Origin of the sequence: Jeotgalibacillus haloalkalitolerans (assembly GCF_034427455.1) — a bacterium.
Taxonomy (GTDB): Bacteria; Bacillota; Bacilli; order Bacillales; family Jeotgalibacillaceae; genus Jeotgalibacillus; species Jeotgalibacillus haloalkalitolerans.
This window is the reverse complement of the sequence record NZ_JAXQNN010000002.1, coordinates 346,344-372,816: the sequence shown is the minus strand read 5'-3', so window position 1 is coordinate 372,816 and position 26,473 is coordinate 346,344. Positions and strand designations below refer to the sequence as shown.

At 41.7% G+C, this 26,473-nt stretch carries 24 protein-coding genes, 1 riboswitch and 2 other annotated features; of the genes, 21 read left to right on the top strand and 3 right to left on the bottom strand.

From position 1 onward, the window contains the following. Window positions 1-10 precede the first annotated feature (10 nt). The 4 genes from UFB30_RS06750 to UFB30_RS06735 all read left to right on the top strand — a co-directional run bounded on the left by UFB30_RS06750 (window position 11) and on the right by UFB30_RS06735 (window position 4,432). A complete protein-coding gene (locus tag UFB30_RS06750; protein WP_322420924.1) occupies window positions 11-1,099 on the top strand; it encodes a glycosyltransferase family 2 protein in 1,089 nt (362 codons plus the stop codon). Continuing rightward, on the top strand, window positions 1,096-2,568 hold the full coding sequence (locus UFB30_RS06745; RefSeq protein WP_322420923.1) for a phytoene desaturase family protein: 1,473 nt from the start codon (window positions 1,096-1,098) through the stop codon (window positions 2,566-2,568). Before UFB30_RS06750 ends, UFB30_RS06745 begins: the two co-directional genes overlap by 4 nt. 46 nt (window positions 2,569-2,614) lie before the next feature. Continuing rightward, window positions 2,615-3,691 (top strand): undecaprenyldiphospho-muramoylpentapeptide beta-N-acetylglucosaminyltransferase, encoded by a 1,077-nt coding sequence (murG, locus tag UFB30_RS06740; RefSeq protein WP_322420922.1) that lies wholly within the window; start codon window positions 2,615-2,617, stop codon window positions 3,689-3,691. Window positions 3,692-3,784: 93 nt separating this feature from the next. Next, on the top strand, window positions 3,785-4,432 hold the full coding sequence (locus tag UFB30_RS06735; protein ID WP_322420921.1) for an SDR family oxidoreductase: 648 nt from the start codon (window positions 3,785-3,787) through the stop codon (window positions 4,430-4,432). 30 nt (window positions 4,433-4,462) lie between these two features. Here UFB30_RS06735 and UFB30_RS06730 read toward each other — a convergent pair whose 3' ends face one another. Further along, a complete protein-coding gene (locus UFB30_RS06730; protein WP_322420920.1) occupies window positions 4,463-5,014 on the bottom strand; it encodes a GNAT family N-acetyltransferase in 552 nt (183 codons plus the stop codon). A gap of 292 nt (window positions 5,015-5,306) precedes the next feature. Then, the gene (locus UFB30_RS06725) at window positions 5,307-6,428 is read right to left on the bottom strand and encodes an amidohydrolase (protein WP_322420919.1); all 1,122 of its coding nucleotides are present in this window, start codon (window positions 6,426-6,428) and stop codon (window positions 5,307-5,309) included. Between the two features lie 150 nt (window positions 6,429-6,578). Continuing rightward, window positions 6,579-6,713: riboswitch (FMN riboswitch) on the top strand. Between the two features lie 112 nt (window positions 6,714-6,825). Between UFB30_RS06725 and ribD the strand changes: the two genes are divergently transcribed. The 5 genes from ribD (at window position 6,826) to UFB30_RS06700 (ending at window position 11,696) form a co-directional block, all read left to right on the top strand. Then, window positions 6,826-7,923, top strand: coding sequence for a bifunctional diaminohydroxyphosphoribosylaminopyrimidine deaminase/5-amino-6-(5-phosphoribosylamino)uracil reductase RibD (gene ribD, locus UFB30_RS06720; protein WP_322420918.1), 1,098 nt, complete (start codon window positions 6,826-6,828; stop codon window positions 7,921-7,923). After that, window positions 7,924-8,559 (top strand): riboflavin synthase, encoded by a 636-nt coding sequence (ribE, locus tag UFB30_RS06715; protein ID WP_322420917.1) that lies wholly within the window; start codon window positions 7,924-7,926, stop codon window positions 8,557-8,559. Between the two features lie 21 nt (window positions 8,560-8,580). Continuing rightward, window positions 8,581-9,774 (top strand): bifunctional 3,4-dihydroxy-2-butanone-4-phosphate synthase/GTP cyclohydrolase II, encoded by a 1,194-nt coding sequence (locus UFB30_RS06710; protein ID WP_322420916.1) that lies wholly within the window; start codon window positions 8,581-8,583, stop codon window positions 9,772-9,774. A gap of 12 nt (window positions 9,775-9,786) precedes the next feature. After that, entirely contained in the window at window positions 9,787-10,257 is a 471-nt protein-coding gene (gene ribH / locus UFB30_RS06705; protein ID WP_039809230.1) for a 6,7-dimethyl-8-ribityllumazine synthase, read from the top strand. Window positions 10,258-10,406: 149 nt separating this feature from the next. Continuing rightward, a complete protein-coding gene (locus tag UFB30_RS06700) occupies window positions 10,407-11,696 on the top strand; it encodes an NCS2 family permease (RefSeq protein ID WP_322420915.1) in 1,290 nt (429 codons plus the stop codon). Between the two features lie 41 nt (window positions 11,697-11,737). Here UFB30_RS06700 and UFB30_RS06695 read toward each other — a convergent pair whose 3' ends face one another. Continuing rightward, window positions 11,738-12,013, bottom strand: a complete 276-nt coding sequence (locus tag UFB30_RS06695; RefSeq protein ID WP_322420914.1) for a hypothetical protein — start codon at window positions 12,011-12,013, stop codon at window positions 11,738-11,740. An 84-nt stretch (window positions 12,014-12,097) separates the two neighbouring features. Between UFB30_RS06695 and dapF the strand changes: the two genes are divergently transcribed. From dapF to odhB, 12 genes are all read left to right on the top strand, one after another. Next, window positions 12,098-13,090 (top strand): diaminopimelate epimerase, encoded by a 993-nt coding sequence (gene dapF / locus UFB30_RS06690; protein WP_322420913.1) that lies wholly within the window; start codon window positions 12,098-12,100, stop codon window positions 13,088-13,090. Between the two features lie 80 nt (window positions 13,091-13,170). Continuing rightward, window positions 13,171-13,400: a binding site (T-box leader), on the top strand. Between the two features lie 25 nt (window positions 13,401-13,425). Beyond that, window positions 13,426-13,611: a binding site (T-box leader), on the top strand. A gap of 48 nt (window positions 13,612-13,659) precedes the next feature. Further along, on the top strand, window positions 13,660-15,054 hold the full coding sequence (gene trpE / locus UFB30_RS06685) for an anthranilate synthase component I (RefSeq protein ID WP_435390797.1): 1,395 nt from the start codon (window positions 13,660-13,662) through the stop codon (window positions 15,052-15,054). Further along, entirely contained in the window at window positions 15,051-15,629 is a 579-nt protein-coding gene (locus tag UFB30_RS06680; protein WP_322420911.1) for an anthranilate synthase component II, read from the top strand. The genes trpE and UFB30_RS06680 overlap by 4 nt, the downstream gene beginning before the upstream one ends. After that, window positions 15,630-16,649: an anthranilate phosphoribosyltransferase gene (gene trpD, locus UFB30_RS06675; protein WP_322420910.1), complete on the top strand. Its 1,020-nt coding sequence runs from the start codon at window positions 15,630-15,632 to the stop codon at window positions 16,647-16,649. Next, window positions 16,650-17,426 (top strand): indole-3-glycerol phosphate synthase TrpC, encoded by a 777-nt coding sequence (trpC, locus tag UFB30_RS06670; RefSeq protein ID WP_322420909.1) that lies wholly within the window; start codon window positions 16,650-16,652, stop codon window positions 17,424-17,426. It begins immediately after the preceding gene. Beyond that, a complete protein-coding gene (locus UFB30_RS06665) occupies window positions 17,416-18,015 on the top strand; it encodes a phosphoribosylanthranilate isomerase (protein ID WP_322420908.1) in 600 nt (199 codons plus the stop codon). Before trpC ends, UFB30_RS06665 begins: the two co-directional genes overlap by 11 nt. A 1-nt stretch (window position 18,016) precedes the next feature. Further along, on the top strand, window positions 18,017-19,216 hold the full coding sequence (trpB, locus tag UFB30_RS06660) for a tryptophan synthase subunit beta (protein WP_322420907.1): 1,200 nt from the start codon (window positions 18,017-18,019) through the stop codon (window positions 19,214-19,216). Continuing rightward, window positions 19,216-19,992 (top strand): tryptophan synthase subunit alpha, encoded by a 777-nt coding sequence (trpA, locus tag UFB30_RS06655; RefSeq protein WP_322420906.1) that lies wholly within the window; start codon window positions 19,216-19,218, stop codon window positions 19,990-19,992. The genes trpB and trpA overlap by 1 nt, the downstream gene beginning before the upstream one ends. A 79-nt stretch (window positions 19,993-20,071) precedes the next feature. Beyond that, window positions 20,072-20,743: a response regulator transcription factor gene (locus UFB30_RS06650; RefSeq protein WP_322420905.1), complete on the top strand. Its 672-nt coding sequence runs from the start codon at window positions 20,072-20,074 to the stop codon at window positions 20,741-20,743. Further along, complete coding sequence (locus UFB30_RS06645; RefSeq protein WP_322420904.1) at window positions 20,740-22,140, top strand: sensor histidine kinase; 1,401 nt, start codon at window positions 20,740-20,742, stop codon at window positions 22,138-22,140. The genes UFB30_RS06650 and UFB30_RS06645 overlap by 4 nt, the downstream gene beginning before the upstream one ends. A gap of 200 nt (window positions 22,141-22,340) precedes the next feature. Continuing rightward, window positions 22,341-25,154, top strand: coding sequence for a 2-oxoglutarate dehydrogenase E1 component (locus UFB30_RS06640; protein ID WP_322420903.1), 2,814 nt, complete (start codon window positions 22,341-22,343; stop codon window positions 25,152-25,154). 20 nt (window positions 25,155-25,174) lie between these two features. Next, complete coding sequence (gene odhB / locus UFB30_RS06635; protein ID WP_322420902.1) at window positions 25,175-26,431, top strand: 2-oxoglutarate dehydrogenase complex dihydrolipoyllysine-residue succinyltransferase; 1,257 nt, start codon at window positions 25,175-25,177, stop codon at window positions 26,429-26,431. The last annotated feature ends 42 nt before the right edge of the window (window positions 26,432-26,473 follow it).

Genomic DNA, 26,473 nt, shown 5'->3' with positions numbered 1-26,473 from the left:
GGATTGAGACGTGGTTATTTATATATGTATATTATTGATTTTTTTGCTGCTGACAATCCTGAATATCCTCACAATGCCCAGGTTAAAAAATAGAACAGACGACCAGTCTTCTAGGATATCTTTTTTAATTCCAATGAGAAATGAAGAAGGCAACGCAGCCGGAGTTATTCAGTCTATATTGGATACTTCATATGCCAACAAAGAGATTATTGTATTAAATGATCATTCTGAAGATCAAACTGAAAGCATACTCGAACAATTCAGCAGCGATATTAAAGTGATTCAGGGGAAGCCGTTACCTGAACAGTGGGTAGGGAAAGTATACGCATGCTATCAGTTAAGTAAAGAGGCAACTGGGGACTATTACTGTTTTATTGATGCGGATGTTAGAGTGGAACCAGATGCTGTTTTAAAAGCACTTTACCTGCTTAAAAAAAATAAAGCAGGTCTGATTACGGGATTCCCCCGATTTCCGGCAAAAACGTTTCTTGCAAAATTACTCGTTCCAATGCAGCATTTTTTTGTATTCTTTCATTTACCGAATGCAGTAGCAAATTTCACCAAAAAGCCTGCATTTACTGCTGCTCATGGTGCATTCATGTTATTTGATAAAAACGCTTATGTCCAGTCAGGCGGCCATGAAACTGTCAGGAATTCACTAGTGGAGGATATTCACCTGACAAGAGTATTAAAGCGCAATGGCTACAGGTGTATATTAAGTAATATTACAAACTCAATATCATGTGATATGTATGAAACGAATGCAGAAGTCTGGGAAGGGTTCACTAAAAATATTTTCACTGGACTTGGACGTTCTGTGCCTGGAGCAGTGATTGTCGCATTGTTCTATATCAGTTTTTATTTCTTGCCGCTAGTTTTTTTCTTTTACGGAATAATCTATCAGGAATGGCTGTGGTGTCTGCCGCTGCTGCTGATCTTTATGCAGACATTTTTAATCGACCTGGCTACCGGGCAATCAAAGCTGCACTTTCTTCTGATGCCGATATCAGCAATTGCATTAGTCATTCTATTGTTTACGGCAGCAATTAAAGGAATAACTGGCAGTGGTTACACGTGGAAGGGGAGAATCTACCGTTGAAAAATATTTGTATAGTCGGAGCAGGTCTGGGTGGACTCGCAGCTGCCATCAGACTTCAGTCAAAGGGATATCAAGTGACGATCATTGAAAAAAACCGGCATGCCGGGGGAAAAATGATGCCAGTCAAAATGGGAGAGTACCACTTTGACTTTGGACCGAATACCATTACAATGCCCTGGGTTTTTGAAAATGTTCTGCAAAACACAGGATTCAATCTGAAAGATTATCTGACATTTATGAGACTTGAACGTCATACAAAAAATATTTTTCCGGATGGTACAGTATTTACCCAATCTGTTCATCCTGATGAAATGATCAGACAGCTTACCGAAATTGATCCTGGTGCCGCTTCTGTATATTGGGATTATTTAAAGGAAATTGAACGTCTTTATAAAATCTCAGAAAAGGCTTTTTTTCCAAAAGCCATCACATCGCTGAAAGATTTCATGGATCCCGAAATGGCAAAAGCATTTATGCGTGTGAGACCTTTTGAAAAGCTGGCTCATTTTAATCAGAAATACTTTTCCCATCCTGATCTGCAAAAAGTCTTTAATCGCTATGCTACATATATCGGTTCATCCCCATACAAGAGTCCTGCAACGTTTGCGATGATTGGGTATCTTGAAATGGTGTCAGGTGTTTTTACCGTTAAGGGTGGGAATACAAAAATTGCTGAGGCATTTGAAGATGTATTCAACAGGCTTGGCGGCAAAATCCTTTACAATGAAACCGTCAAAGAACTGTTGGTAGAAGAAAAAACTGCATATGGCTTAATAACTGATAGCGGAACAATTTTTGAATTTGATCAAATTGTGATAAATGGTGACTATGTCACTTCCACAAAAAATCTGATCAAGGAAGCCGACCGTCCAGGCTTACCGGATCAAAAGCTTGATCAATATGAACCTTCAATTTCTGCTTTTGTTATTCTGGCCGGCCTGAAAGAATTTCAGCCTGATATTCATCATCATCAGGTATATTTCCCTGAGGATTACAACAAGGAATTTGAGGATATTTTCAAACATAAAAAATTGCCTGATGATCCAACAATTTATATCAGTCACAGTGCATATACAGACAGAACGGTATCAAAGGGCAGTAACTTATTTATTCTGATCAATGCACCTGCAGCACACATACCGGATATTCATTCATATAAAGAGAAGGTTTACCGTACACTTGAAAAGAAGGGGATTCCAATCCGTGAACAACTTGAATGTGAGAAGTTATTTACACCTGATTCGCTAAAACATCTTTTTCATGCCTACAAAGGTTCAATTTACGGAATTTCATCGAACTCAATGAAAGATGCTTTTTTAAGACCGGGAAATAAGAGTAAATTTATTCACAACCTTTATTATACCGGTGGGTCCACACACCCCGGAGGAGGATCTCCAATGGTAGTCATGAGTGGGCTGAATGTAGCAGATTCAATTATAAAGGGAAACGGCTCTTTTCGTTTCAACTGATTCAGGTATAATAGATTGGTAATGAACTTTTAGATTGGAGTATCACATGAATAAAATATTATTTACCGGTGGAGGATCAGCAGGTCACGTCTCAGTGAACACTGCACTTATCCCTGAATTTCTGAAAAATAAATGGCAGGTGTCCTATATCGGGTCACATGATGGAATTGAAAAAGATATTATAACTGAAAAATTCCCGGATGTTCCCTATTACGGGATTTCAAGCGGGAAATTAAGAAGATATTTCTCTCTGAAAAACTTTACAGATCCTTTCCGTGTTTTAGCAGGAACGGTACAGGCATATATGAAAATTAAAAAGATCAAACCTGATGTGATTTTTTCAAAAGGCGGATTTGTTTCTGTCCCTGTATTACTTGCTGCTAAAATGGCTGGAGTCCCGGTGGCAATCCATGAATCTGATGTAACGCCAGGACTTGCAAATAAGCTGGCAATGCCTTTTGCCACTAAGATTTACACGACTTTTAAAGAAACACTTCAATATGTACCAGCAGAAAAATCCACGTGTGCAGGAGCCGTCATCCGTGAGGAGCTTTTCAGCGGTAAAAGAGAAAAAGGTATGACGTTTGCAGGGCTTGACCAGAAAAAACCCGTGATCCTGATTATGGGTGGAAGCCTAGGTGCAAAAGGTATTAATGAAACAGTCCGGGATGCATTGCCTGATTTAATTGAACATTATTCAATCATTCATCTATGCGGAAAAGGAAATGTGATCAAAAATGATCATCCTGATTACATTCAATATGAATTTGTTTCCAATGAACTGCCCGACCTGATTGCCGCATCTGACTTAGTCATTTCAAGGGCGGGTTCTAACTCTATATTTGAATTTCTTGCATTAAAAAAACCAATGATTCTGATCCCGCTCTCAAAAGAAGCGAGCAGGGGAGATCAGATTCTGAATGCAAATTCATTTGTTCAACAGGGGTTTGCATTAAAGCTTGAAGAAGAAGAATTAACAACTGAGACACTGCTGACTGCTGTCAGACAGTTAAGAGATCAGCAGTGGACCATGATTGAAAAAATGGATGAGGCACCAACATCATATACAATCAGTCAAATGGCTGAAGAAATCACAAGGTTATCTAAAAACAGCGGACATTAATTTGTCCGCTGTTTTTTCATATGTCCGGTCATCCGTTTATCAGTTTTCAGATCGGGAAAAGAGAACCATTACATGAAATGGAGGAATCATATAATGGATGTTCTTGTAATCGGTGCAAATGGTACAACAGGAAGATTAACGGTTGATAAGCTGGCTAAAAAAAATAAATATTATGCAAGAGGTATGGTCAGAACAGAATCACAGTTCGGGGAAATTGAAAAGCTTGGCGGACTGCCTGTATTGGGTAACCTTGAAGGTGATTTTGAAAAAGCATATGAAGAGGTTGATGCGGTTATTTTCGCAGCCGGGTCGGGAGGCCATACGGGACCTGAGAAGACTAAATCAGTTGATGAAGAAGGTGCGATTAAAGCAATCGATCTTGCTGTTAAAAAAGGTGTAAAAAAATTCGTCATGCTGAGCGCAATAGGCGCAGGTGATTTATCATCCATGGATATAAGTGATGATATGGAAGATTATTACAAAGCGAAGCATGCAGCTGATCAGCACCTTGAAAATAGCGGATTAAATTACTCAATTATCAGACCCGGACTGCTTACTGATGAAAAAGGAACAGATAAAATCAGAGCTGCTGAAGTGCTTGATGACAGGCAGGGTGAGATTACAAGAAGCGATGTAGCGGAAGTGCTGGTTTTGGCACTCGATCATGAGAATCTGAACAATAAAGCGGTTGAAATTTTAAATGATGAAGAAGATATGATCACAGCATTAAATAGAGCATAAAAAAATCACCGGGCAAAGGTCCGGTGATTTTTATGCTTCCAGTGCATTTTCAGTTTCATCCTGTGTACGCATGTGGACAAGTGTATATAAGTCTTTTGAAATGACATACAGATTAAATAGATCTTCTTCTTTATTAATTTCATTATATAAAGCTTTATTCGTTTCATTGGCAGAGACTACGTAAGGAAGCTTCTCAGCAGCCTTTTGTGATCTCACATTCGTTTTTCTGATTCTCAGATAGACGTTTTCGATTCCAAGTTCGTAAAAGAGCTCATTGAAAAAAGCTTCTTTTGCAGCCTGATTATAACCCAGACCGTGATAAGGCTTTCCAAGCCAAGTGCCTAAAAATCCACTATTATTCTGCACATCAAATAAACTGATCGTACCTGCGGGATTTCCCCATTCATCAAGAATGGTTCTTGAAATAATTTCACCGCGTTCTTCAGCTTCAATCATTTGTTTAATCATAAACAATAATTCTTCAGAAGATGAAGCTTTTTGTCTGACATATGGGAATACGTCGGGATGCGTCATTAGCTCAAACAGAGCCTGGCTCTCGTGTACGTCACGTTTTTTAATCATGGTTTTGCCCTCCAAAAAAGGGCAGTATCCTGACAGGAACTGTAGTACACCACCCTCGAAATTTTTCATTGCGTTCATAAAAAATTTCGGGGTGGGAATCGAACCCACTAGAACCAGCTGATCAGCTGGTGGCGCACCATTTGCCTTCCCTCCATAACAGACTCATATGACAGTCTTATGGCATCTTTGTATCGTAAACTTATTCAGTTTCTTCTACATCTTTGCATCTAAATCATACAAAATTTTTATTGGTTTGAGAATAGTTTTTTTGCCTTATTTAAAAATAATTTTTTCAGGCCTGATAGACGATTTCCCCTTTGATCATCGTGAATACAGGAGAAGACATAAAATGTAGCGGGTGCTCGCTCCATAAGACCAGATCAGCTTCTTTTCCGGGCTCTATACTGCCGATTTTCTGATCAATTCCAAGGTTTCGCGCAGGATTAATTGTAATGGCTTCGAGTGCTGCCTGAATGGATAATCCTTCTCTTACTGCAATTGCAGCACACACGTTTAAATATTGGATAGGAGTATAAGGGTGGTCTGTTGTGATGGAGACTTCAATTCCGGCGTCAGATAAAACCTGATACGTTTTCCACGATTTATTTCTCAGCTCAACTTTTGACTTACGTGTGAATGTTGGTCCTACACACACTTTAGCTCCTGACCTTTTTACTTCTTCTGTAATCAGATGTCCTTCAGTACAATGTTCAATACGCAGATCAAGGTCAAACTCTTCTGCAAGTCTGATCGCTGTCACAATATCATCAGCACGATGAGCATGAATCCTGACAGGGATTTCCCTGCTTAAGGCCTTTTGAAGGGCACTGAGACGAAGATCGTTTGTTCCATCAAAGTTTTTTGCCAGATACAGCTGTTCTCTTAACATACCCATAATACCCATTCGCGTAATCGAATCATTTGAACCGCTGGAATGCATCCGTTTAGGATTTTCACCAAGTGCCATTTTGAGTCCGGATTCCGGATTCACAATCATTGATTGCACGGTTTTCCCGTTGGTCTTAATAATGGCTGTAATACCTCCGATCACATTCGCACTTCCCGGCAGTATATTCACCGTCGTCACACCATGTGACCGGGCATTGAAAAAACCTTCATCGAGAGGATATACCCCGTCAATTGCACGGATGTGAGGTGTCATCGGTTCAATTGATTCGTTCGCATCATTACCAGCCCAGCCGGTCCCTTCATCATAAAGGCCAAGATGCGTATGCACATCGATTAGTCCGGGTGTTAAATGCTGTCCGGAGCAATCAATCACCTTAGCATCCTGATGCCCTGAAATTGTATCGTTCACTTCTTTTATGATTCCATTCTCAATTAATACATCACCGTATTGAATCATTGAAGCAGTAATTGGATATACGACTGCATCTTTGAGCAAAACCTTCATATGACAGCCCTCCTTAAAGAATAATTTATACCTTAATTCTACTTTAATCATTTTAAAGAGAAAAGAATTTTCAGAAAGAATCTTAATTTGAACACTGTTTCCTTTACAAATGTGAGCGAAATCCGACATAATAGTAAGACAATAAAATAACGTACCTTTCGGGGCAGGGTGAAATTCCCTACCGGCGGTGATGAGCATGTGCTCTTAGTCCGTGACCCGGTGTTACCGGTGGATTTGGTGAAATTCCAAAGCCGACAGTTAAAGTCTGGATGGGAGAAAGGAATTGCGTTTTAACAGAAATGTTGAACGCTTATTTCGTCATGATTAAACTCCCTAAGATCAAGGGAGTTTTTTTATATTTAATTGACAGGACTTGTATGGACGTTATGGGGAGATGATGCATTTGGATGAAAAATGGATGAAAACTGCAATTAATCTCGCTTCTGCTGCTCAGGGACAAACCTCGCCAAACCCTGCAGTAGGCAGTGTAGTCGTGAAAGATGGAAGAGTTGTCGGTATGGGGGCTCACTTAAAGCCGGGAGAAGCACATGCTGAAGTGTATGCGCTGCAAATGGCCGGCAGTCATGCTGAGGGCTCAACTATATACGTCACGCTTGAACCATGCTCACATTTTGGGAAAACACCGCCCTGTGCAGATTTAATTATTGAGAAGAAAGTGAAGCGGGTTGTCATTGGCAGTGTGGACCCCAATCCGAAAGTATCAGGAACCGGAATCGGGAAGCTGAAAAAAGCCGGAATTGATGTAACAACAGGTGTCTGCCAGACAGAAACAGATAAGCTGAATGAGTATTTCTTTTACGCAATGAAGTATAAAAAACCTTTTATCACTTTAAAAACAGCAATGTCCCTGGATGGGAAAACTGCTACTAATTCCGGGCACAGTAAATGGGTGACGGGTCGTGCTGCCAGGGAAGACGTTCACCGGGACAGACACATGCATGATGCGATTCTTGTAGGGGTTAACACAGTAAAGCGGGATAATCCCTCGTTAACTGTAAGACTTCCGGAAGGAGGAGTATCCCCGAAAAGAGTCATACTGGATACAAAACTCACAATTCCATTGCAATCAAAGTTATTGCATGATGGTGAAGCTGAAGTGTTTATCATTTGCGGCAGGAATGCAGATAAAGAGAAAGAGCGCGAACTAAATGGGTTAGTGAACGTGAATGTCTGCAGGATGAATCAGGAATCGATTCAGGTTCAATCTGTGCTGACTTATCTGTTTAAAAATGATATCCATTCAGTATATGTAGAAGGCGGGAGTGAAATCCACGCTTCATTTATTGAAGCAAAGGCAGTTAACCGCTTTATCACTTATATTGCACCTAAACTGATAACAGGACGGGATGCAAAAGGAGTGATAGGCGGCAATGGAATCCAATTGATGGATGAGGCATTCAATTTAACGATTGAGCATGTTGAAATGATTGGTTCTGACATTAAAGTGATTGCAAGTCCAAAGGGAGATGAATAAATGTTTACTGGTTTAATTGAAGAAGTCGGCACGGTCCATAACCTTCAAAAAGGAAAAAATTCCATGATTCTTACCATTACCTGCAGCAGCATACTCAATGACGCTAAAATTGGTGACAGCATTGCCATCAACGGTGTCTGTCTGACAGTAACCAGCCTGTCAGATCATCAGTTTTCTGTTGATGTCATGCCCGAAACGATGAAGTCGACGACACTGCATGAACTAAAAAAAGGATCTAAAGTGAACCTGGAGCGTGCGATGGCTGCCGGCGGACGTTTTGGTGGTCATTTTGTAAGCGGGCATGTAGATGGAACCGGTGTGATACAATCGATGAAAAAAGAAGAAAACGCGATTTATATTTATATTCAGGTGCCGGATGAATTGATTAAATACTTTATGATGAAGGGCTCTGTGGCGGTTGATGGCACGTCATTGACTGTCTTCGATGTTAAAAAGAATTCGTTTATGATCTCACTGATTCCACAGACGGCAGATGATACGATTATTGCCTCGAAATCTCCAGGCAGCAAAGTAAATATAGAGTGTGACATGATTGCAAAATATGTGCAGAATCTGATGCATCCACAAACGAATGGGATAGATGAGTCATACTTAAAAGAGAATGGATTTATGTAACGATACAGGAGGCATGATGATATGTTTAATACAATTGAAGAGGCACTAGAAGATCTCAGAAACGGTAAACCTGTGATTGTAGTGGATGACGAGGACCGTGAAAATGAGGGGGATTTTATCGGGTTATCCGAAAAAGCAACACCTGAAATGATTAACTTTATGATCACTGAAGGCCGCGGTCTGGTCTGTACGCCGATTACAGAAGAGCGTGCTGAAGAGTTGCAGCTGAAGCCGATGACAGATACAAATACGGATTCACACGGTACTGCTTTTACAGTCAGCGTGGATCATAAGGATACAACGACAGGAATCAGTGCTCCTGAGAGAGCATTGACTGTAAGAGAGTTAATTAATGAAAGGGCTAACGCAGCAGATTTTAAAAGACCGGGTCACATTTTCCCGCTGGTTGCAAAAAAGGGCGGCGTGCTGAAAAGAGCCGGTCACACTGAAGCAGCTGTCGATCTTGCTATATTAAGCGGTTCAAAGCCTTCAGGTGTCATTTGTGAAATAATTAATGAAGATGGCACAATGGCAAGGGTGCCTCAACTGCAGGAAATCGCAAAGAAGTTTGACCTGAAGCTCATTACAATTGAAGATTTAATTGCCTACAGAAGAAATAAAGAGCAGCTCGTCAAAAGAGAAGTAGAAACGTTCATGCCAACAGAATTTGGAGAATTCCAGGCTGTAGCATACACTGAAATTCTAACAGGTCAGGAACACGTTGCCCTGGTTAAGGGAGACATTAAAGCAGGTGAACCTGTTTTAGTCAGAGTACATTCAGAATGTCTGACTGGAGATGTATTCGGTTCAAACCGCTGTGACTGCGGGCCCCAGCTTTACGCTGCTCTTTCCCAGATTGAGCGTGAAGGGAACGGCATCCTTCTTTATATGCGTCAGGAAGGAAGAGGAATTGGTCTTGTCAACAAGCTGAAAGCTTACAAGCTTCAGGAAGAGGGACTTGATACAGTTGAAGCGAATCATAAGCTGGGGTTCGCAGCTGATCTGAGAGACTACGGGATTGGTGCACAGATTCTTAAGGATCTTGGCGTTACAAAAATGAGATTATTAACAAATAATCCAAGAAAAATTGCAGGTGTTAAAGGCTATGGTCTTGAAGTGACGGATCGTGTAGCGATTCAAATGCCGACTAAAGAACAAAATGCAAAATATCTTGAAACAAAAAAATCTAAACTTGGACACATGCTGAATCTATAGGAGGAATATCAAATGAAAAAAGTATATGAAGGACATTTATCAGGGTCAGGATTAAAAGTGGCAATTGTCGTAAGCAGATTCAATGAATTCATTACAGGTAAATTATTGAGCGGTGCGGAAGATGCACTTAAAAGACATGGTGTTGAAGAAGCGGATGTATCTGTTGCGTGGGTACCTGGCGTTTTTGAAATACCTGTGGTCACTCAGCGGCTTGCAAAGTCAGGAAAATATGATGCTGTCATCACGCTCGGAACAGTCATCCGCGGGGCAACACCACACTTCGAATATGTGAGTAACGAAGTGTCAAAAGGAGTTGCTAAAGTAGCGCTTGACGAAGGAATGCCTGTCATTTTTGGCGTTCTGACTACTGATACAATTGAGCAGGCCATTGAGCGTGCCGGTACGAAGGCTGGAAACAAAGGCTGGGAAGCTGCTACAGCTGCGATCGAGATGGCAAGCTTGTTTAAAAGAATGGATGTTTAAAAAATTCACCGGTTATCTTCATGATAGCCGGTTTTTTCATGCCAAAAGGATGACAGGTATGTCATAACATCGTATAATAGATTCTTGTGGCTCGCCGTATACCGGTATGAGCGGGTAGGGAGAGGGCGCTTGCAAAGGCAGGCTATATAATGAAATCAGGAGGATTTTTTGAGTTAGAACAACATGGCACTTCAGTTAAAAAAGAAGTGACCGCAGGCGTAATCGGATTTTTTACAATCGTGTATATCGTAGCTGTGAATGCACTGATTTTATCTGAATCCGGTATGCCATTTGAAGGTGCTGTTATCGCAACCATTGCAGTGAGTGCATTAGGATGTATTCTGATGGCTTTCATTGGTAAGGCACCGATTATTTTAGTTCCGGGTATGGGCATTAATGCTATGTTTACCTATACACTGGTTCAATCAATGGGCTTCACATGGCAGGAAGCTTTAACAATTGTGACATTCTCAGGACTGTTATTTGTAATTGTCGCATTTACAAAGTTATCAGGTGTATTAAGTGAAGCAATTCCCCAGTCACTGAAGGATGCCATCACAGTCGGTCTTGGTTTCTTTTTACTATTAATCGGACTTGAAAAAGGGTCTCTGGTCATCCAGGGAGACAATTCTATCCTTGCGATTGGACATTTTAATGAGCCTCAGGCATTGGCAACCATCATTACATTGCTGGTAGCACTGGTGTTATTTATTAAAAATGTACCGGGACACTTTTTATGGACCATTCTTTTTGGAACGGGGCTTGCATTCGTGATGGGCATTACACCGGAGAGCGCAGGAAGCTCTGCATTATCAGCAGATTCGGTTGTATGGTTCCAGCTTTCCTTTGACAGCTGGCTGCAGGTTCCTTTCTGGATCGCCGTTTTCTCAATGACGATGGTATTAGTGTTTGAAAATATCGGTCTTGTTCACGGTCATACTTCGTTTATTAAAAGGCCTGAAAAATATCCGGGTGCACTGAAAGCGAATGCGCTATCAGCATTCAGTTCCGGCATACTCGGTTCAAGTCCAACTGTCTCAACCGTTGAATCAACAGCCTCAATGGCGGCTGGCGGGAGAACAGGTTTAACATCGCTGACTGTAGGTGTGTTGTTTATTGCCTCAGCAGCGTTTATTCCTTTTATGGGCTATATTCCGGATCACGCAATTGCACCTATTCTGATTATTATCGGGATCTTAATGATTCAGCAAATGAGACATATGAATATGGAAGATTTCACTGAATCAATTCCATCGATTATGCTGATTGTGATGATTCCATTCACTTATAGTATTGCGGATGGTATTGCAATCGGGTTTATCCTTTATCCATTATTAAAGTTTGTTACCGGGAAGTGGAAAGAAGTCTCAGTACCGTTATTAATTATCTCAATTTTATTCCTGGTCTATTTTATTCTGCATTTTCTGCCGGGAATTTAATCATAAAAGCTAAAACAGGGACCCGGTGGCGGGTCCCTGTTTTAATTTGCAAGTTCAGGTATGAATTTTCTCTGGATTTTGATGTACCGCTTAATCTCAGCTCCGAGTTTGCCGCGGACGCCTTTATATGGAGAGGCTAATGCAAGATCAGAAGGTGATGGAAAAATGCCGATCTGATTCATCTCAACATGAACCGGTCCGTGATAGACAGTCTCTTTAAGCCACCTCACCTGAACATCCACATTAATTCGATAACCGCCCTCTGTTTCCATTACTTCCAACACTTCAAAGCGGAATTTTACGTCGTCCTGATTCATGAAATTCCCCCTGTTCGATTGCACGTTTTCGCTATTTGTGGCATTGTATTTAAAAACAATGTTTATGATAAGGAGCTGTACCGTATGATTTCAGCAATTCAGTCACATGGATCTAAAAATAATTTTATCATAATAGATGAAAAAGATATCCAATTTAAGCCTTCAGATGAGGCTAGAGCAGCATGGACAAAAAAACTGTGTGTGGATACTCAGACAGATGGACTTTTATTTATCTCTGAAAGCGTTAAAGCGCAGGCAAAGATGAGAGTGTTTAATTCTGATGGCTCAGAAGCATCAATGTGTGGAAACGGTTTAAGGTGTGCAGCCAGATACATTGCCGAAAGAGATCAGGTTGAATCTTTTGAGGTGGAAACAATGAAAGCGGTTCTGCATGTTGAACAGGTTGACGAACTGTACGGAGATATTCCAACTTATTCTGTGGAAATTTCCCCGGTATTGTTTGATTTGGAATCTCTGCCATTAAAGCTTGGGCAAAAAAAACAACTGATATTAGAGCCTGTTCCAGAATGGGAAAAGGATTGTCTGTACACTGCAATCGCTGTTCCTAACCCGCATGTTATTACCAATGTCCCGGTTGAAATGATTAACTCAGACAGCCAGGAAAAGCTGGCAACCTCTTTTAACAGCGAAAATGAATGGTTTACTGACGGCGTAAATGTCAGTTATGTCGTGGAACTGGGAGAAGGGGAGTTTTTTGTGAGAACCTTTGAGCGCGGGGTAGGCTTTACAAATGCCTGCGGAACTGCAATGTCTTCTTCAAGTCTGGTTCAAGTACTTGCAGGCAAGTGGCGGCCGGGTGTACCAATCAACATTTTTAATGACGGCGGCAGAGTAAAGTGTGTTGTTCACGGTGAAAATGACCAGTATGATCATATTGATCTGATCGGTAATGCAACATTTACTCATCATTTGGAATTAACGCTGTCAGAAAACGGAGAAGCGGCGATACTGAAAAGTAATGAAACAAATGAAGATAAGATCTATGAAAAAATGGCCGAAGCCTCTAAAGAATACCTTAGAAATGTACAGCCTGAATTAAAGCTTCGACAAAACTGATAGAATCAGAATAATATAATAATTAAGCTTTAAGTGTTGACTTTTTTTTCATTCCGTTTTATGATCATTAACAATATTAATGTAACGCAATGACGGAGAGTAGTAATGCCTATATCTTTTTTTAAGAGAGCTGGTGGTTGGTGAGAACCAGTAAAGAGTAAGCGTGAATGGACTCCTGAGCACCTGTCCGAATATAGTAGGAACAGGCGGTTCGTCACTGATATATGACGGCGGAGACAATATGTCCCGCAATGAGTGGGTTTCTTAGTGAAATCAATGAAGGTGGTACCACGGGCTTCCCGTCCTTTTTTACAGGACAGGAAGCTTTTTTATATTCAAAAACGATGATCAGGAAGAGTATGCAGTATGCACAGTAAAGAGAGCCTGCGGCTGGTGAAAGCAGGACTGTAGCGCTGACAGAATGGACCTGTGAGTGAATCCGGTTAATGCCCGATACAGCATGTTGAGTGGGAGCAATTGCTCCAATCGAGGTGGCACCGCGGTAATAAACCGTCCTCCGTACAGGATATTCCTGTGCGGAGTTTTTTAATTTAAAAGAGGTGAGCGAGTTGAGAAAAGAAGAGAAGAGATACGCAGTAAGAACAATCGTCGGGGACGCCCTGACACCCATATCAATATTCCAAAGCATAAAAGGCAGAAAAAAATGTCTGCTTGAAAGCTCGTTAAAACACGAAGAATCAGGGAGATACTCATTCATAGCCGCAGATCCATTTGCAGAGCTGACAGGCCATCAGGGTGAAGCCGTCCTGACAACTGAGCTCAGTCACTTAAACCCTGAGAAGACAAAGCCGATCTCATTGCTTAAAAAAGTACTTGAGCATTATCGGCTGGAAACTGATCAGAGTCCAGTAGCAGGCGGAGGAATTGGGTATATCGGATATGATGAAGCAGCCTCCTATGAAAATATCGGACTAACCCCGGACGATGAACTGAACATGCCTGATACACACCTGATGTTTTACAGTACGATTATCAGCTATGATCATAAAAGACATGAGGTAACCATTTTTACATTTGATCCTAAAGAACAGACATCAGCTGAAGAGCTGGAGTTGGAAATTGATCAGCTGGTCAATCAGATTTTTGATTTCAGCAGTGTCGATCCACAGCCTGAAAAAACTGAGGTTTTACATTATCAGTCCAATATGGAAAAAGCGGTGTATGAAAAGTATGTAGAAGATGCAAAAGAATATATCCGCTCCGGTGATATATTTCAGGTCGTACTTTCTCAACGGCTGAGCGCACCATTCAGCGGATCACCTTTTTCATTTTACCGGAACCTGAGAAAAGATAACCCATCGCCCTATATGTTTTATATTGATTTTGAAGATTATATTGTCCTCGGGGCTTCACCTGAAAGTCTGATTAAGGTAAACGGCAGACAGGTGACAACGAATCCGATTGCAGGTACGAGAAAAAGAGGAATAACAGAATCTCAGGATCAGCAACTGGCTGAAGAACTGTTAAATGATGAAAAAGAATGTGCAGAACATAAAATGCTTGTAGACCTCGGAAGAAATGACCTTGGGAGAGTTTGCGAGACAGGTTCAATTACGCTATCAAAATTTATGGTGATTGAAAGATACCAGCACGTCATGCATATCGTATCTGAAGTGAAAGGTATGTTAAAACCTGAGATAGACGGGCTTGATGCACTGGTTGCTGCACTGCCTGCCGGAACTGTTTCAGGTGCACCAAAAATTCGGGCGATGCAGCTGATTAACCATTTTGAACCGGTTAAACGTGGTGTATATGCAGGAGCGGTCGGTTATGCGGGCTTCAATGGAGCACTTGACTTTGCCCTTGCCATCAGAACAATGGTCATTAAAGATCAGGTTGCGCACGTACAGGCGGGTGCAGGAATTGTTTATGATTCAATCCCTGAAAGTGAATATCAGGAAACATTAAACAAAGCAAAATCATTGCTGGAGGTGGGACAATGATTCTGTTAATAGATAACTATGATTCATTTACCTATAACCTCTATCAATATTTAAGTGAGTATGACGAAGTAAAAGTCATCAGAAATGATGTATTTACAATAGACGAGTTGAGAGAGACAGAGCCGGATTTAATCGTTTTGTCACCTGGCCCCGGGCACCCGGATGAAGCCGGAATGTGTATTGAGACAATTCAGGAATTCGGGTCAACAGTTCCGATTATCGGCATTTGCCTTGGCCATCAGGCAATTGGGGCTGCATATGGTGCCGATGTCATCAGAGCGAAAAATATTATGCATGCAAAAGAGTCACTGATTGAACAGACAAGGCCGGATATTTTTGGTGAAGGCAGCCGGAAAGTCATGAGGTATCACTCACTGGTCATTGATCAGCAAACTCTGCCGGGTTGTCTTGAGCCGATTGCCTATTCCGCCGATGATGGTGAAATTATGGCTGTCCTTCATAAAACACACCCTGTTCTCGGACTTCAATTCCATCCGGAGTCAATCGGAACAGATGAAGGGAAAAAAATTTTAAAGCAGTGTACTGAGTTTATAAGAGCGAAGGAGAGAGTTTAGATGAGAAAGTATATTGAGCTAGCGGAGCAGAGTATTCACTTAACGGAAAGTGAAATGACAGAAGCGGGAAGGCAGATGTTTGATCCGGAAACACCACAGGATGAGATTCAGCGCTTTCTTTTGGCACTGAAGGAAAAAGGAGAAACATCTGATGAAATCAGCGGTCTTGTCGCAGCTGTAAAGGAAATCGCAGGGACTTATGAAACAACTGCTGAAAATATTATCGACAATTGCGGGACTGGTGGTGACGGATCTCAGAGCTTCAACATCAGTACATGTGCTGCTTTTGTTATTGCAGGAGCCGGTGTCCCGGTTGCAAAACACGGAAACAGAAGTATATCAAGTAAAACAGGAAGTGCTGATGTGCTTGAACATCTGGGTGTAAGGCTGGATTTCACCAGAGATGAAATGAAAGAGATGCTTGAGAAACACCAGATTACATTTCTATTCGCACCCCATGTTCACAGTGGAATTAAGAATGTAATGAAGGCAAGAAAAGCACTGGGTGTTCCGACCATTTTCAATCTGATTGGACCGCTGACAAATCCGGTCAATCTTTCATCGCAGCTGATTGGCATCTATCGGCGCGATATGATTCATACAATGGCGCTGGCAATGAAGAAAACGGGCAGAAAAAGAGGCATTGTCTTAAACGGTGCCGGTCATATGGATGAAGCATCACTAGCCGGAACCAACTACCTTGCACTGCTTGAAGAAGACAACATTAAAGAGTTTACGCTTCACCCTGAAGAACTCGGCTTATCCGTTGTACCGAACGAAGAGATTAAGGGCGGAGATTCGAAGCAAAATGCAAAAATTCTTCTGTCAGTTCTATCAGGTGAAGATTCAGTGTTCCGTCAGACGGTTGTGCTGAATGCAGGCATTGCGTTATATGCTTCGGGCCAGGTTGGATCGATTAAAGAAGGCGTAAGAAAAGCTGAAGAAAGTATTGATTCAAAATCAGCGCTAAAGAAACTTAATCAGCTGATTGATTTCAGCAAGAAGAAAGCGGTGGTCTAAGTGACAATTCTTGATAAAATCATTGAAAAGAAAAAAGAAGAGTTAGCATACTACGAGGCTGAATATGCCACAGACCATATTAAGCCGCTTCCGTTTAATATTCAAAAAAGCAGGCAGATGAATGTGATTGCTGAGATTAAGAGAGCATCGCCTTCTAAAGGGCTGATCAACCCTGATATGGATCCGGTCACCCAGGCGAAGCTTTATGAAGATAACGGCGCATCTGCGATTTCTGTACTGACAGATGAATCATTCTTTCAGGGATCTTTTGATGACCTGAAAGCAGTTGCTGAAGCGGTCAGCATTCCGGTGCTGTGTAAGGACTTTATGATCGATAAAAAGCAGATTGACAGAGCAGCAAATGCAGGCGCATCCATCATCCTGCTGATCGTTGCGGCTTTATCAGATGAATTACTGCATGAACTGAACCAGCATGCGAAAAAACTGAACCTGTCAGTTCTGACCGAGGTCCATAACGAAGAAGAGCTTCAGCGGGCACTAGCAGCAAAAGCTGACATCATTGGCGTCAATAACCGGGATCTGAAAACTTTTGAAGTAGATCTTAAAGTGAGTGCAGAACTCGGAAAAGTGATCACTGCTCAGGGCTTACCCTTTGTAAGTGAAAGTGGCATTTTCACGGCAGCAGACGCTGAAACTGCAGCAAAAACCGGGGCTTCAGCCGTACTCGTGGGTGAATCACTGATGAAAGCTCAGAATACCGGAGAGTTGTTAAGATCATTACAGGTTCCATTATCGAGTGATTCATATGCTCGTTAAAGTTTGCGGATTAATGAATAGAGAAGATGTGACTGCCGCTGTTGAAAACGGCGCGGATTATATCGGGTTTGTTTTTGCAGAGAGTAAAAGAAGAATCACTTACAATCATGCTGCAGAGATCAGTGCACATGTTCCGGATTCAGTTCAGAAGGTTGGTGTTTTTGTAAACCCTTCTGTTGAGGAGGTCCTTGAAGCTGTTTCAGCTGTGAAGCTTGATATGATTCAGCTCCACGGGGATGAATCACCGGAGTTCTGCAGCCTGATGCCAAAACCGGTCATTAAGGCATTCAGTATTTCAGATCAATCTGATCTTGATCAAATGAAGCATTATCAGGTAGCCCATATTCTTGCAGATGCACCAGGTGCGGATTATCGCGGAGGAAGCGGGCATACATTTGACTGGTCGATTCTTAATAACAGCGGAACAAAAGTGATACTTGCCGGTGGTTTGACGCCTGGAAATGTCGCAGAAGCTATAAAAGAAACATCTCCACTCGGGGTGGATGTTTCATCCGGTGTAGAAACAGATGGTCATAAAGATCACGAAAAAATCAATGCTTTTATCAGAGAAGCAAAAGGGAGCTGTTAGCATGACAACTTATACTCAACCGGATATGAACGGACAGTTTGGCCAATTCGGCGGACGATTTGTACCAGAAACGCTGATGCAGTCCGTTATCGATCTTGAGAAAGCCTATAAAGAAACAAAAGATGATCCAGCGTTTCAGAATGAGTTGAATCACTACCTGACTGACTATGTAGGACGTGAAACACCGCTTTATTATGCTGAAAATTTAACAAAAAAAATTGGCGGGTCTAAGATCTACCTCAAAAGAGAAGACCTGAATCATACCGGCGCTCACAAAATTAATAATACGATTGGTCAGGCATTGCTTGCTGTGAAGATGGGTAAGCGTAAAATTGTTGCTGAAACCGGCGCCGGACAGCATGGTGTGGCAACTGCGACTGTATGTGCACTGTTAAACCTTGACTGTGTGATTTTTATGGGTGAAGAAGATATCAGAAGGCAGGAACTGAATGTTTTCAGAATGGAGCTTCTTGGTGCCAGAGTCGAATCAGTCTCACAGGGAAGCGGTACATTAAAAGACGCTGTCAACGAAGCGATGAGATACTGGGTCGCCAATGTAGAGGATACCCACTACATTATCGGATCAGTGCTCGGACCGCATCCATTCCCTGAAATGGTACGTGACTTCCAGAGTGTGATTGGATCTGAAACGAAAAAGCAAATTCTTGAAAAAGAAGGGCGTCTGCCTGACGAAATTATCGCATGTATCGGCGGAGGAAGTAACGCGATCGGAATGTTCTATCCTTTTATTGATGAAACAGATGTTAAATTAACCGGTGTGGAAGCAGCTGGCTCAGGTATTCATACGAATAAGCATGCCGCTACCCTTACTGCAGGAGAAGTCGGTATTCTGCACGGATCGCTTATGTATCTTCTTCAAAATGAAGATGGACAGATTCAGGAAGCACATTCAATTTCAGCAGGTCTTGATTATCCGGGTGTTGGTCCTGAACACAGTTATCTGCATGAAATAAAAAGAGTACAGTATCAGTCAATTACAGATCAGGAAGCACTGGATGCACTTCAGCTGCTGTCAAAAACTGAAGGAATTATTCCCGCTCTTGAAAGTGCACATGCTGTTGCAGAAGCAGTAAAAAGAGCAGAACAGGGAAGCCCTGATGAGGTCATTGTCATCTGTCTGTCAGGACGTGGAGATAAAGATGTAAATACCGTAAAAGCTGCGCTGGAGGATGAAAAGTAATGGGGAAAATGGCGATTAAAAAGGCAATTGAACAAGTGAATGAACAGGGTGCCAAAGCATTCGTTCCATATATAATGGCTGGCGATCCTTCAATTGATGACTTAAAAGATCAGCTGCACTTTTTACAGCAAAGCGGCGCTACCGTCATTGAACTCGGTATCCCTTTTTCTGATCCTGCTGCTGATGGTCCCGTGATTCAGGAGGCAGGTAAGCGTGCATTAAGTAACGGTGCTTCTTTATCGAAAATTCTTGAAGCTTTAAGTGCCATAAAAGAAACACTGACCGTACCGATCGTATTAATGACGTATATTAATCCGCTTTATAAATATGGATTAAATAAAGTGTTTCAGGATATTGAAGATGCAGGCGTCTCCGGCCTGATTATCCCGGACCTCCCTTATGAACAAAATGCACTGATACAGCCATTCATTTCAAAGACAGATCTGGCGGTGATTCAGCTTGTCACGCTAACAAGCCCTGAAGAGAGAATTAAAACGCTTGCTGAAGCATCTGAAGGGTTTTTATATGCTGTTTCTGTCACCGGTATTACGGGTGAGCGCGCAAATATCAGCGAGAAGCTTGAGAGTTTTATCAGCAGACTGAAAAGTTACAGCTCTGTACCTGTACTTGCCGGATTCGGTATTTCAACACCTGAACAGGTTAAAGAAGTATCTTCTTATGGCGATGGTGTGATTGTTGGAAGTAAAATCGTTGACCTTCAATATAAAAACCTGCAGACGGATATTGAAAACCTGATTCATGCTGCAGTAAAATGATTAAAAAACCGGTTTCCTGTGAGGAAACCGGTTTTTGTTATAGAATGGAATATATCAACTCGTAAAAGGTGGCTATCGGATGGAAAATCGAATATTGGTCATAGAGGATGAGAAAAACCTTGCCAGATTTATTGAACTGGAGTTGAAGTACGAAGGATATGAAGTGATGACAGAACATGACGGTAGAGATGGACTGAACAGAGCATTAAGTGAACCCTTTAACCTCATATTACTGGATTTGATGCTCCCTTCACTCAGTGGAATGGAAATTTGCAGAAGAATCCGCCAGTCCAGAGACTTACCCATTATTATGATTACTGCAAAAGATGGTGTCATGGACCGCGTATCTGGTCTTGACAGCGGAGCAGATGATTACATTGTAAAACCGTTTGCCATTGAAGAACTGCTTGCAAGAATGCGGGCGCTGATGAGAAGAACGGGTAAGGAAACTCAGGATACACTTACACATAAAGATCTGATATTAAATACCAAATCATATAAAGTTGAAAAAGATGGACGGGAAATACCTTTGACCAAAAAAGAATTTGATTTATTAAGAATGCTCCTGGATAACAAGGATATCGTACTTACGCGTGACCGCATTATCGAAAAAGTCTGGGGTTATGATGCAGATGCTGAAACGAATGTTGTAGATGTTTATATCAGACATTTACGCAATAAAATCGACCCGGAACAGCCTTCAGCCTATATTGAAACAGTCCGCGGGACAGGGTATGTGATCAGGTCATGAATCGATTAAAAAGTAAATGGAATACATTATCGATCCGGTGGAAGTGGATGCTGTCAGCCTCTGCCACAATATTTCTTGCTTTTACTGCCTTCAGCGTCATTCTAATCATTGCAATGAGTCAGTGGATGATCCAGGAAGAGAGAAATACACTTTCTGAGGTGTTAACGGATCTCGAAGACTTCTATGAGAATCGTAATCCGCTCGTGACAATCAATGATATTAACGAAGGCAGGGAACTGGCAGAACAAATCTACGAACGGGGACAAATCATTCATTTTTATAATGAAGATGGGTATGAGATCTATCAGATTCAACGGTCTCCAAGTAATTATTCTGTCCCGTTTAAAAGGGTTGAAGATACTGAAATTGAGAGAACACGGGTAAATGGCGCTTCCATTCTTGTCGGACGGACCCCGGTGAATTCCAACGGCTTTAACGGGTATATTGAAATCATTCATCCTTTAAATGCCTATACAGCACAGCTGAATTATATGATCTTCCTCTCATTGATTCTGCTAATCGCCGCTTTATTATTCAGCTCATTTGCTGCGTATATTTTATCAGGCACATTTATAAAGCCTGTTATACAGCTGGGACAGACAATGAAAAAAACACAGCAGGAAGGTTTTCAGCATCAGCTCCCTGAACCGGAGCACCAGGATGAAGTAGGCGGATTAATCGAAATCTTTAATGACCTGATGACAGAGCTTGAGAAAAACTTTGCAAAGCAGAAGCAGTTCACTGAGGACGCTTCACATGAAATGAGAACGCCTATCCAAATTATTGAAGGTCATCTGAATCTGATTCAGAGATGGGGAAAGAAAGACCCAGATGTGTTAGAAGAATCACTGGATATATCTTTGCAGGAGATTAACCGGATGAAAAAACTGGTTGCCGATCTGCTAATGCTTTCAAGAGCGGATCGTGAAATGCGTACAGAAGATCTACAGCCAGCTGATTGCAGTAAAATTCTGATGAATACTGTTAATAAAATGCAATCGCTGCACAAAGATCGGGAATTAGAGATTAAAGCAGAAGTCGGAATGGCAATAATAGGTGCCGGGCACTTGGAACAGGTCCTGATCATTTTAATTGAAAATGCAATTAAATATTCTCCGGATGACCAGAAGGTTCTGATTACAGGGTCAAATCTGTCTTCATCCTATGAAATAAAAGTGGAGGATTTCGGGGAAGGGATTCCAAAAGAAAATCTGCCATTTATTTTTGACCGGTTTTACAGAGTCGAGAAGTCCAGAAGCCGTGAAATGGGTGGGAATGGCCTTGGTTTATCCATTGCAAAAAGACTGCTTGACTTATACAGAGCTGAGATCAACATTCAGAGTGAACCGGGTCATACTGTCATTACGATCCATCTAAATACTGCAAAGCAGGGATAAAAGCGGTTCGATACTGAATTTCTATTCACTTTTTTATCGTATAAAATTTTGAAAAAATCGATCGAAACGCTTTATCTCGTTCCTTTACAGTGATAAAATGGCTCTGTAAGCGTTTTAGCTCTCTATTATTACTATATTTACATAGCAAATTCCCTTGCGATGTTTAAGGTGATTTGTCCAATACGTTGGAGGTTTTCAAAATGAGAAAACAGTCGGAGCAGCAGGATCCATCATCATACACTTTTTCCGGCCCTAACCTGGGTTACATGATGGAAATGTACGATCTTTATCAGGAAGATCCATCTCTTGTTGATGAAGAATTACAGCAATTTTTCAAAGAGAATGGCTCTCCGTATAAAGAGAAGTCAAAGCAGACAGAAGTAGCGATTGAAGGCACAGATTACAGTAAAGTAATTGCTGCAGTTCAGCTCGCAGAAGGGATCCGCTCATACGGGCACCTTGCAGCTGACATTAATCCGCTTCATGACAAAGAAAAAGATACAGAGCGAATTGAACTGGAAAGCTATAACCTGACAAAGGAAGATTTAGAGAAAATTCCGGTAGACGTTCTGATTGAAAACTCAACTGATGAAGTAACGAATGGATATGAGGCCATTGAATATTTGAGAAAAATGTATACAAAGACAATTGCTTTTGAATATTCACATGTCCATGACAGAAAAGAAAAGAAATGGCTGAAGAATTACATTGAATCCGGTTCTCTGGATGCAAAAATCGAAGACGAAAAGAAAAAGAGCATTTTAAAGCGGCTAGTTCAGGTCGAAGGATTTGAAAACTTTGTCCACAAAACATTTGTCGGTCAAAAACGGTTTTCAATCGAAGGTCTCGACACAATGGTCCCACTTCTCGATGAAATTATTCAGTCTACAGTAGAGAAAGGTGCTTCTTCAATTAATATCGGTATGGCACACCGTGGACGTCTGAATGTACTGGCACATGTGCTTGAGAAGCCATATGAAATGATTTTTGCAGAATTCCAGCACGCACCAAGTAAAGATCTTATTCCTTCAGAGGGTTCAACTGGTATTACATATGGATGGACCGGGGATGTAAAATACCACCTTGGCGCTGACCGGAACGTCAGCAAGGATAAAGCAAAAACACGTGTAACACTTGCAAATAACCCGAGTCACCTTGAAGTAGTCAGCCCGATCGTAGCAGGCTATACAAGAGCTGCTCAGGAAACAAGAACAAGTGCAGGAATTCCTGAACTTGAAAAAGAGTCTTCATTAGCGATCATGATTCACGGTGATGCAGCGTTTCCTGGACAGGGAGTTGTTGCAGAAACACTGAATATGAGTCAGCTGAGAGGCTATCATACAGGCGGATCGATTCATATCATTGCGAATAATATGATCGGATTCACAACAGAATCATTTGATTCCCGTTCTACCAAGTATGCTTCAGATACTGCAAAAGGATTTGAAGTACCGATCCTGCACGTAAATGCAGATGATCCCGAGGCCTGTCTTGCAGCTGCCATTATGGCGAGCGAGTACAGAGCGGAATTTGGCAAAGACTTTGTCATTGACCTGATTGGTTACAGACGTTTCGGTCATAACGAAATGGATGAACCAATGGTGACAAATCCTGATTTATATCAGTATATTAAAAAGCATGATAATGTCCGTAAATTGTATCAGAGCAAGCTTATTAACAATCAGACCCTTTCTGAAGAAGAGGCTGAAAAGCTGATTGAAGAAAATATGTCGAAGCTTCAAAAGGCATATGATACTGTTCCGAAATCTGAAAAGGATCCGGATACAGATATGAATCCACCTGAAGATGTTCAGTCTATGCTTTATGATATTTCTACTTCAGTGGACTATGACAGACTGAAAAAGCTGAACGAGGATCTATTGAATTTCCCGGAAGGCTTTAATGTTTTCAAAAAGCTTGAAAAAATACTTCAAAGAAGAAATGACCCATTTGAAAAAGACGGAAAAGTTGACTGGGCTCATGCTGAAACGCTGGCTTTCGGCAGCATCATTCAGGATGGCACGCCGATCCGTTTGAGCGGACAGGACTCTCAGCGTGGTACCTTCGCTCACAGACACCTTGTGCTGCATGATGAAAAAACAGGTGAAGAGCACACACCACTGCACCATATTTCAGATGCAAACGCTTCATTCTGCGTATACAACAGCCCATTAACAGAAGCTGCTGTTGTCGGTTTTGAATATGGATACAACGTTTTCTCTAAAGAAACACTTGTACTATGGGAAGCGCAGTACGGGGATTTTGCTAATATGGCACAGGTCATGTTTGATCAGTTTGTTTCATCAAGCCGTGCAAAGTGGGGACAGAAATCAGGACTTGTGATGCTTCTACCACACGGGTATGAAGGTCAGGGACCTGAACACTCTTCCGGAAGAATGGAAAGATTCTTGACACTGGCAGCTGAAAACAACTGGACAGTTGCGAATCTGACAAGCTCTGCACAGTACTTCCATATCTTAAGAAGACAGGCAGCAATTCTGAAAAAAGAAGAGGTTCGTCCGCTTGTGATCATGACACCTAAGAGTCTATTAAGACATCCTGTTGTCTCACGCGGTGTTGATGAGCTTGCTGAAGGCGGCTTCTCGCCAATCCTTGAGCATCCTTCACTTGGTAAAAATGAAGATGCTGTTGAAAGAATAGTTCTTTCATCCGGTAAAGTTGGTATTGATCTGATTGAAAGAGCAGAAAAAGAAGAAAATAACGACTGGCTACATCTGGTTCGTGTTGAAGAACTCTATCCATTCCCGATGGAACAGCTAAAGGAAGTTTTCAGCCGTTATAAGAACTTAAAAGAAATTGTCTGGGTACAGGAAGAACCAAAAAATATGGGTGCATGGACGTTTGTAGAGCCTCGCCTGAAAGAACTTTCACCAGAAGGATCTGAAGTATCTTATATTGGCAGACGACGCCGCAGCAGTCCTGCTGAAGGTGATCCGACAGTACACAAAAAAGAACAGCAGCGTATTCTAGAAAAATCAGTAGTTAAAGGGTAAGAATAGAGGAGGAAGACACAGTGGCAGAAATTAAAGTTCCAGAATTAGCAGAATCAATTACAGAAGGTACCATTGCACAATGGTTAAAGCAGCCTGGTGATGAAGTAGAAAAAGGCGAATATATCGTTGAACTTGAAACTGACAAAGTAAACGTTGAAGTCATTTCAGAAGAAGCAGGCGTGATCAAGGAACTGAAAGCTGAAGAAGGCGATACAGTTGAAGTTGGTCAGGTGATTGCGATTGTTGAAGCTGGTGAAGGCGGAGGCAGCAGTTCTTCTGAAGAAAAGTCAGAAGAAAAAGCACCTGAAACTGAAGAAAAAACTGAAGAAGCTTCTGATAAGCAGCCTGAAAAGCAGGAGTCTTCTGAAAAGAAAGAACGTACAATCGCTTCACCTGCAGCACGTAAGCTGGCAAGAGAAAAAGGGATTGATCTGTCTGAGATCTCTACTCAGGATCCAATGGGCCGTGTAAGAAAGCAGGATGTAGAAGCACACAGTTCAACAGCTAAGCAGGAAAAGAAACAGGAGGCTGCTCCTAAGAAACAGGAAACACCTGCTGCGAAAAAAGATGATGGCAAGCCTGTAACGAGAGAAAAGATGTCACGCCGCCGTCAGACGATTGCTAACCGTCTTGTTGAAGTTCAACAGACTGCTGCGATGCTGACAACGTTTAATGAAATTGATATGACGAACGTGATGGATCTTAGAAAGCGTAAAAAAGATAAGTTCCATGAAACGCATGATGTACGTCTCGGCTTCATGTCATTCTTCACTAAAGCTGTTGTTGCAGCACTTAAGAAGTATCCATATGTTAATGCAGAAATCGATGGCGATGAAATCGTTCTGAAGCATTACTATGATGTTGGTGTAGCGGTATCAACTGATGACGGGCTTGTTGTTCCAATCGTCCGTGACTGTGACCGTAAGAACTTTGCTGAGATTGAACAGGAAATTGTGAATCTTGCAGAAAAAGCAAAGAACAAGAAGCTTCAGCTGAGCGACCTTCAGGGTGGATCATTCACAATCACAAATGGTGGAGTCTTCGGTTCACTGCTATCAACACCGATTTTGAATGGACCACAGGTTGGTATTCTGGGGATGCACACAATCCAGCTTCGTCCAGTTGCAATTGATGCTGAAAGAAGCGAAAACCGTCCGATGATGTATATTGCGATGTCTTATGACCACCGTATTATCGATGGTAAAGAAGCAGTTGGATTCTTGAAGATGGTAAAAGAACTTCTGGAAAATCCTGAAGATCTGTTATTGGAAGGTTAATTCAAAAAAAGGCTGGGACAATGTCTCAGCCTTTTCATATGA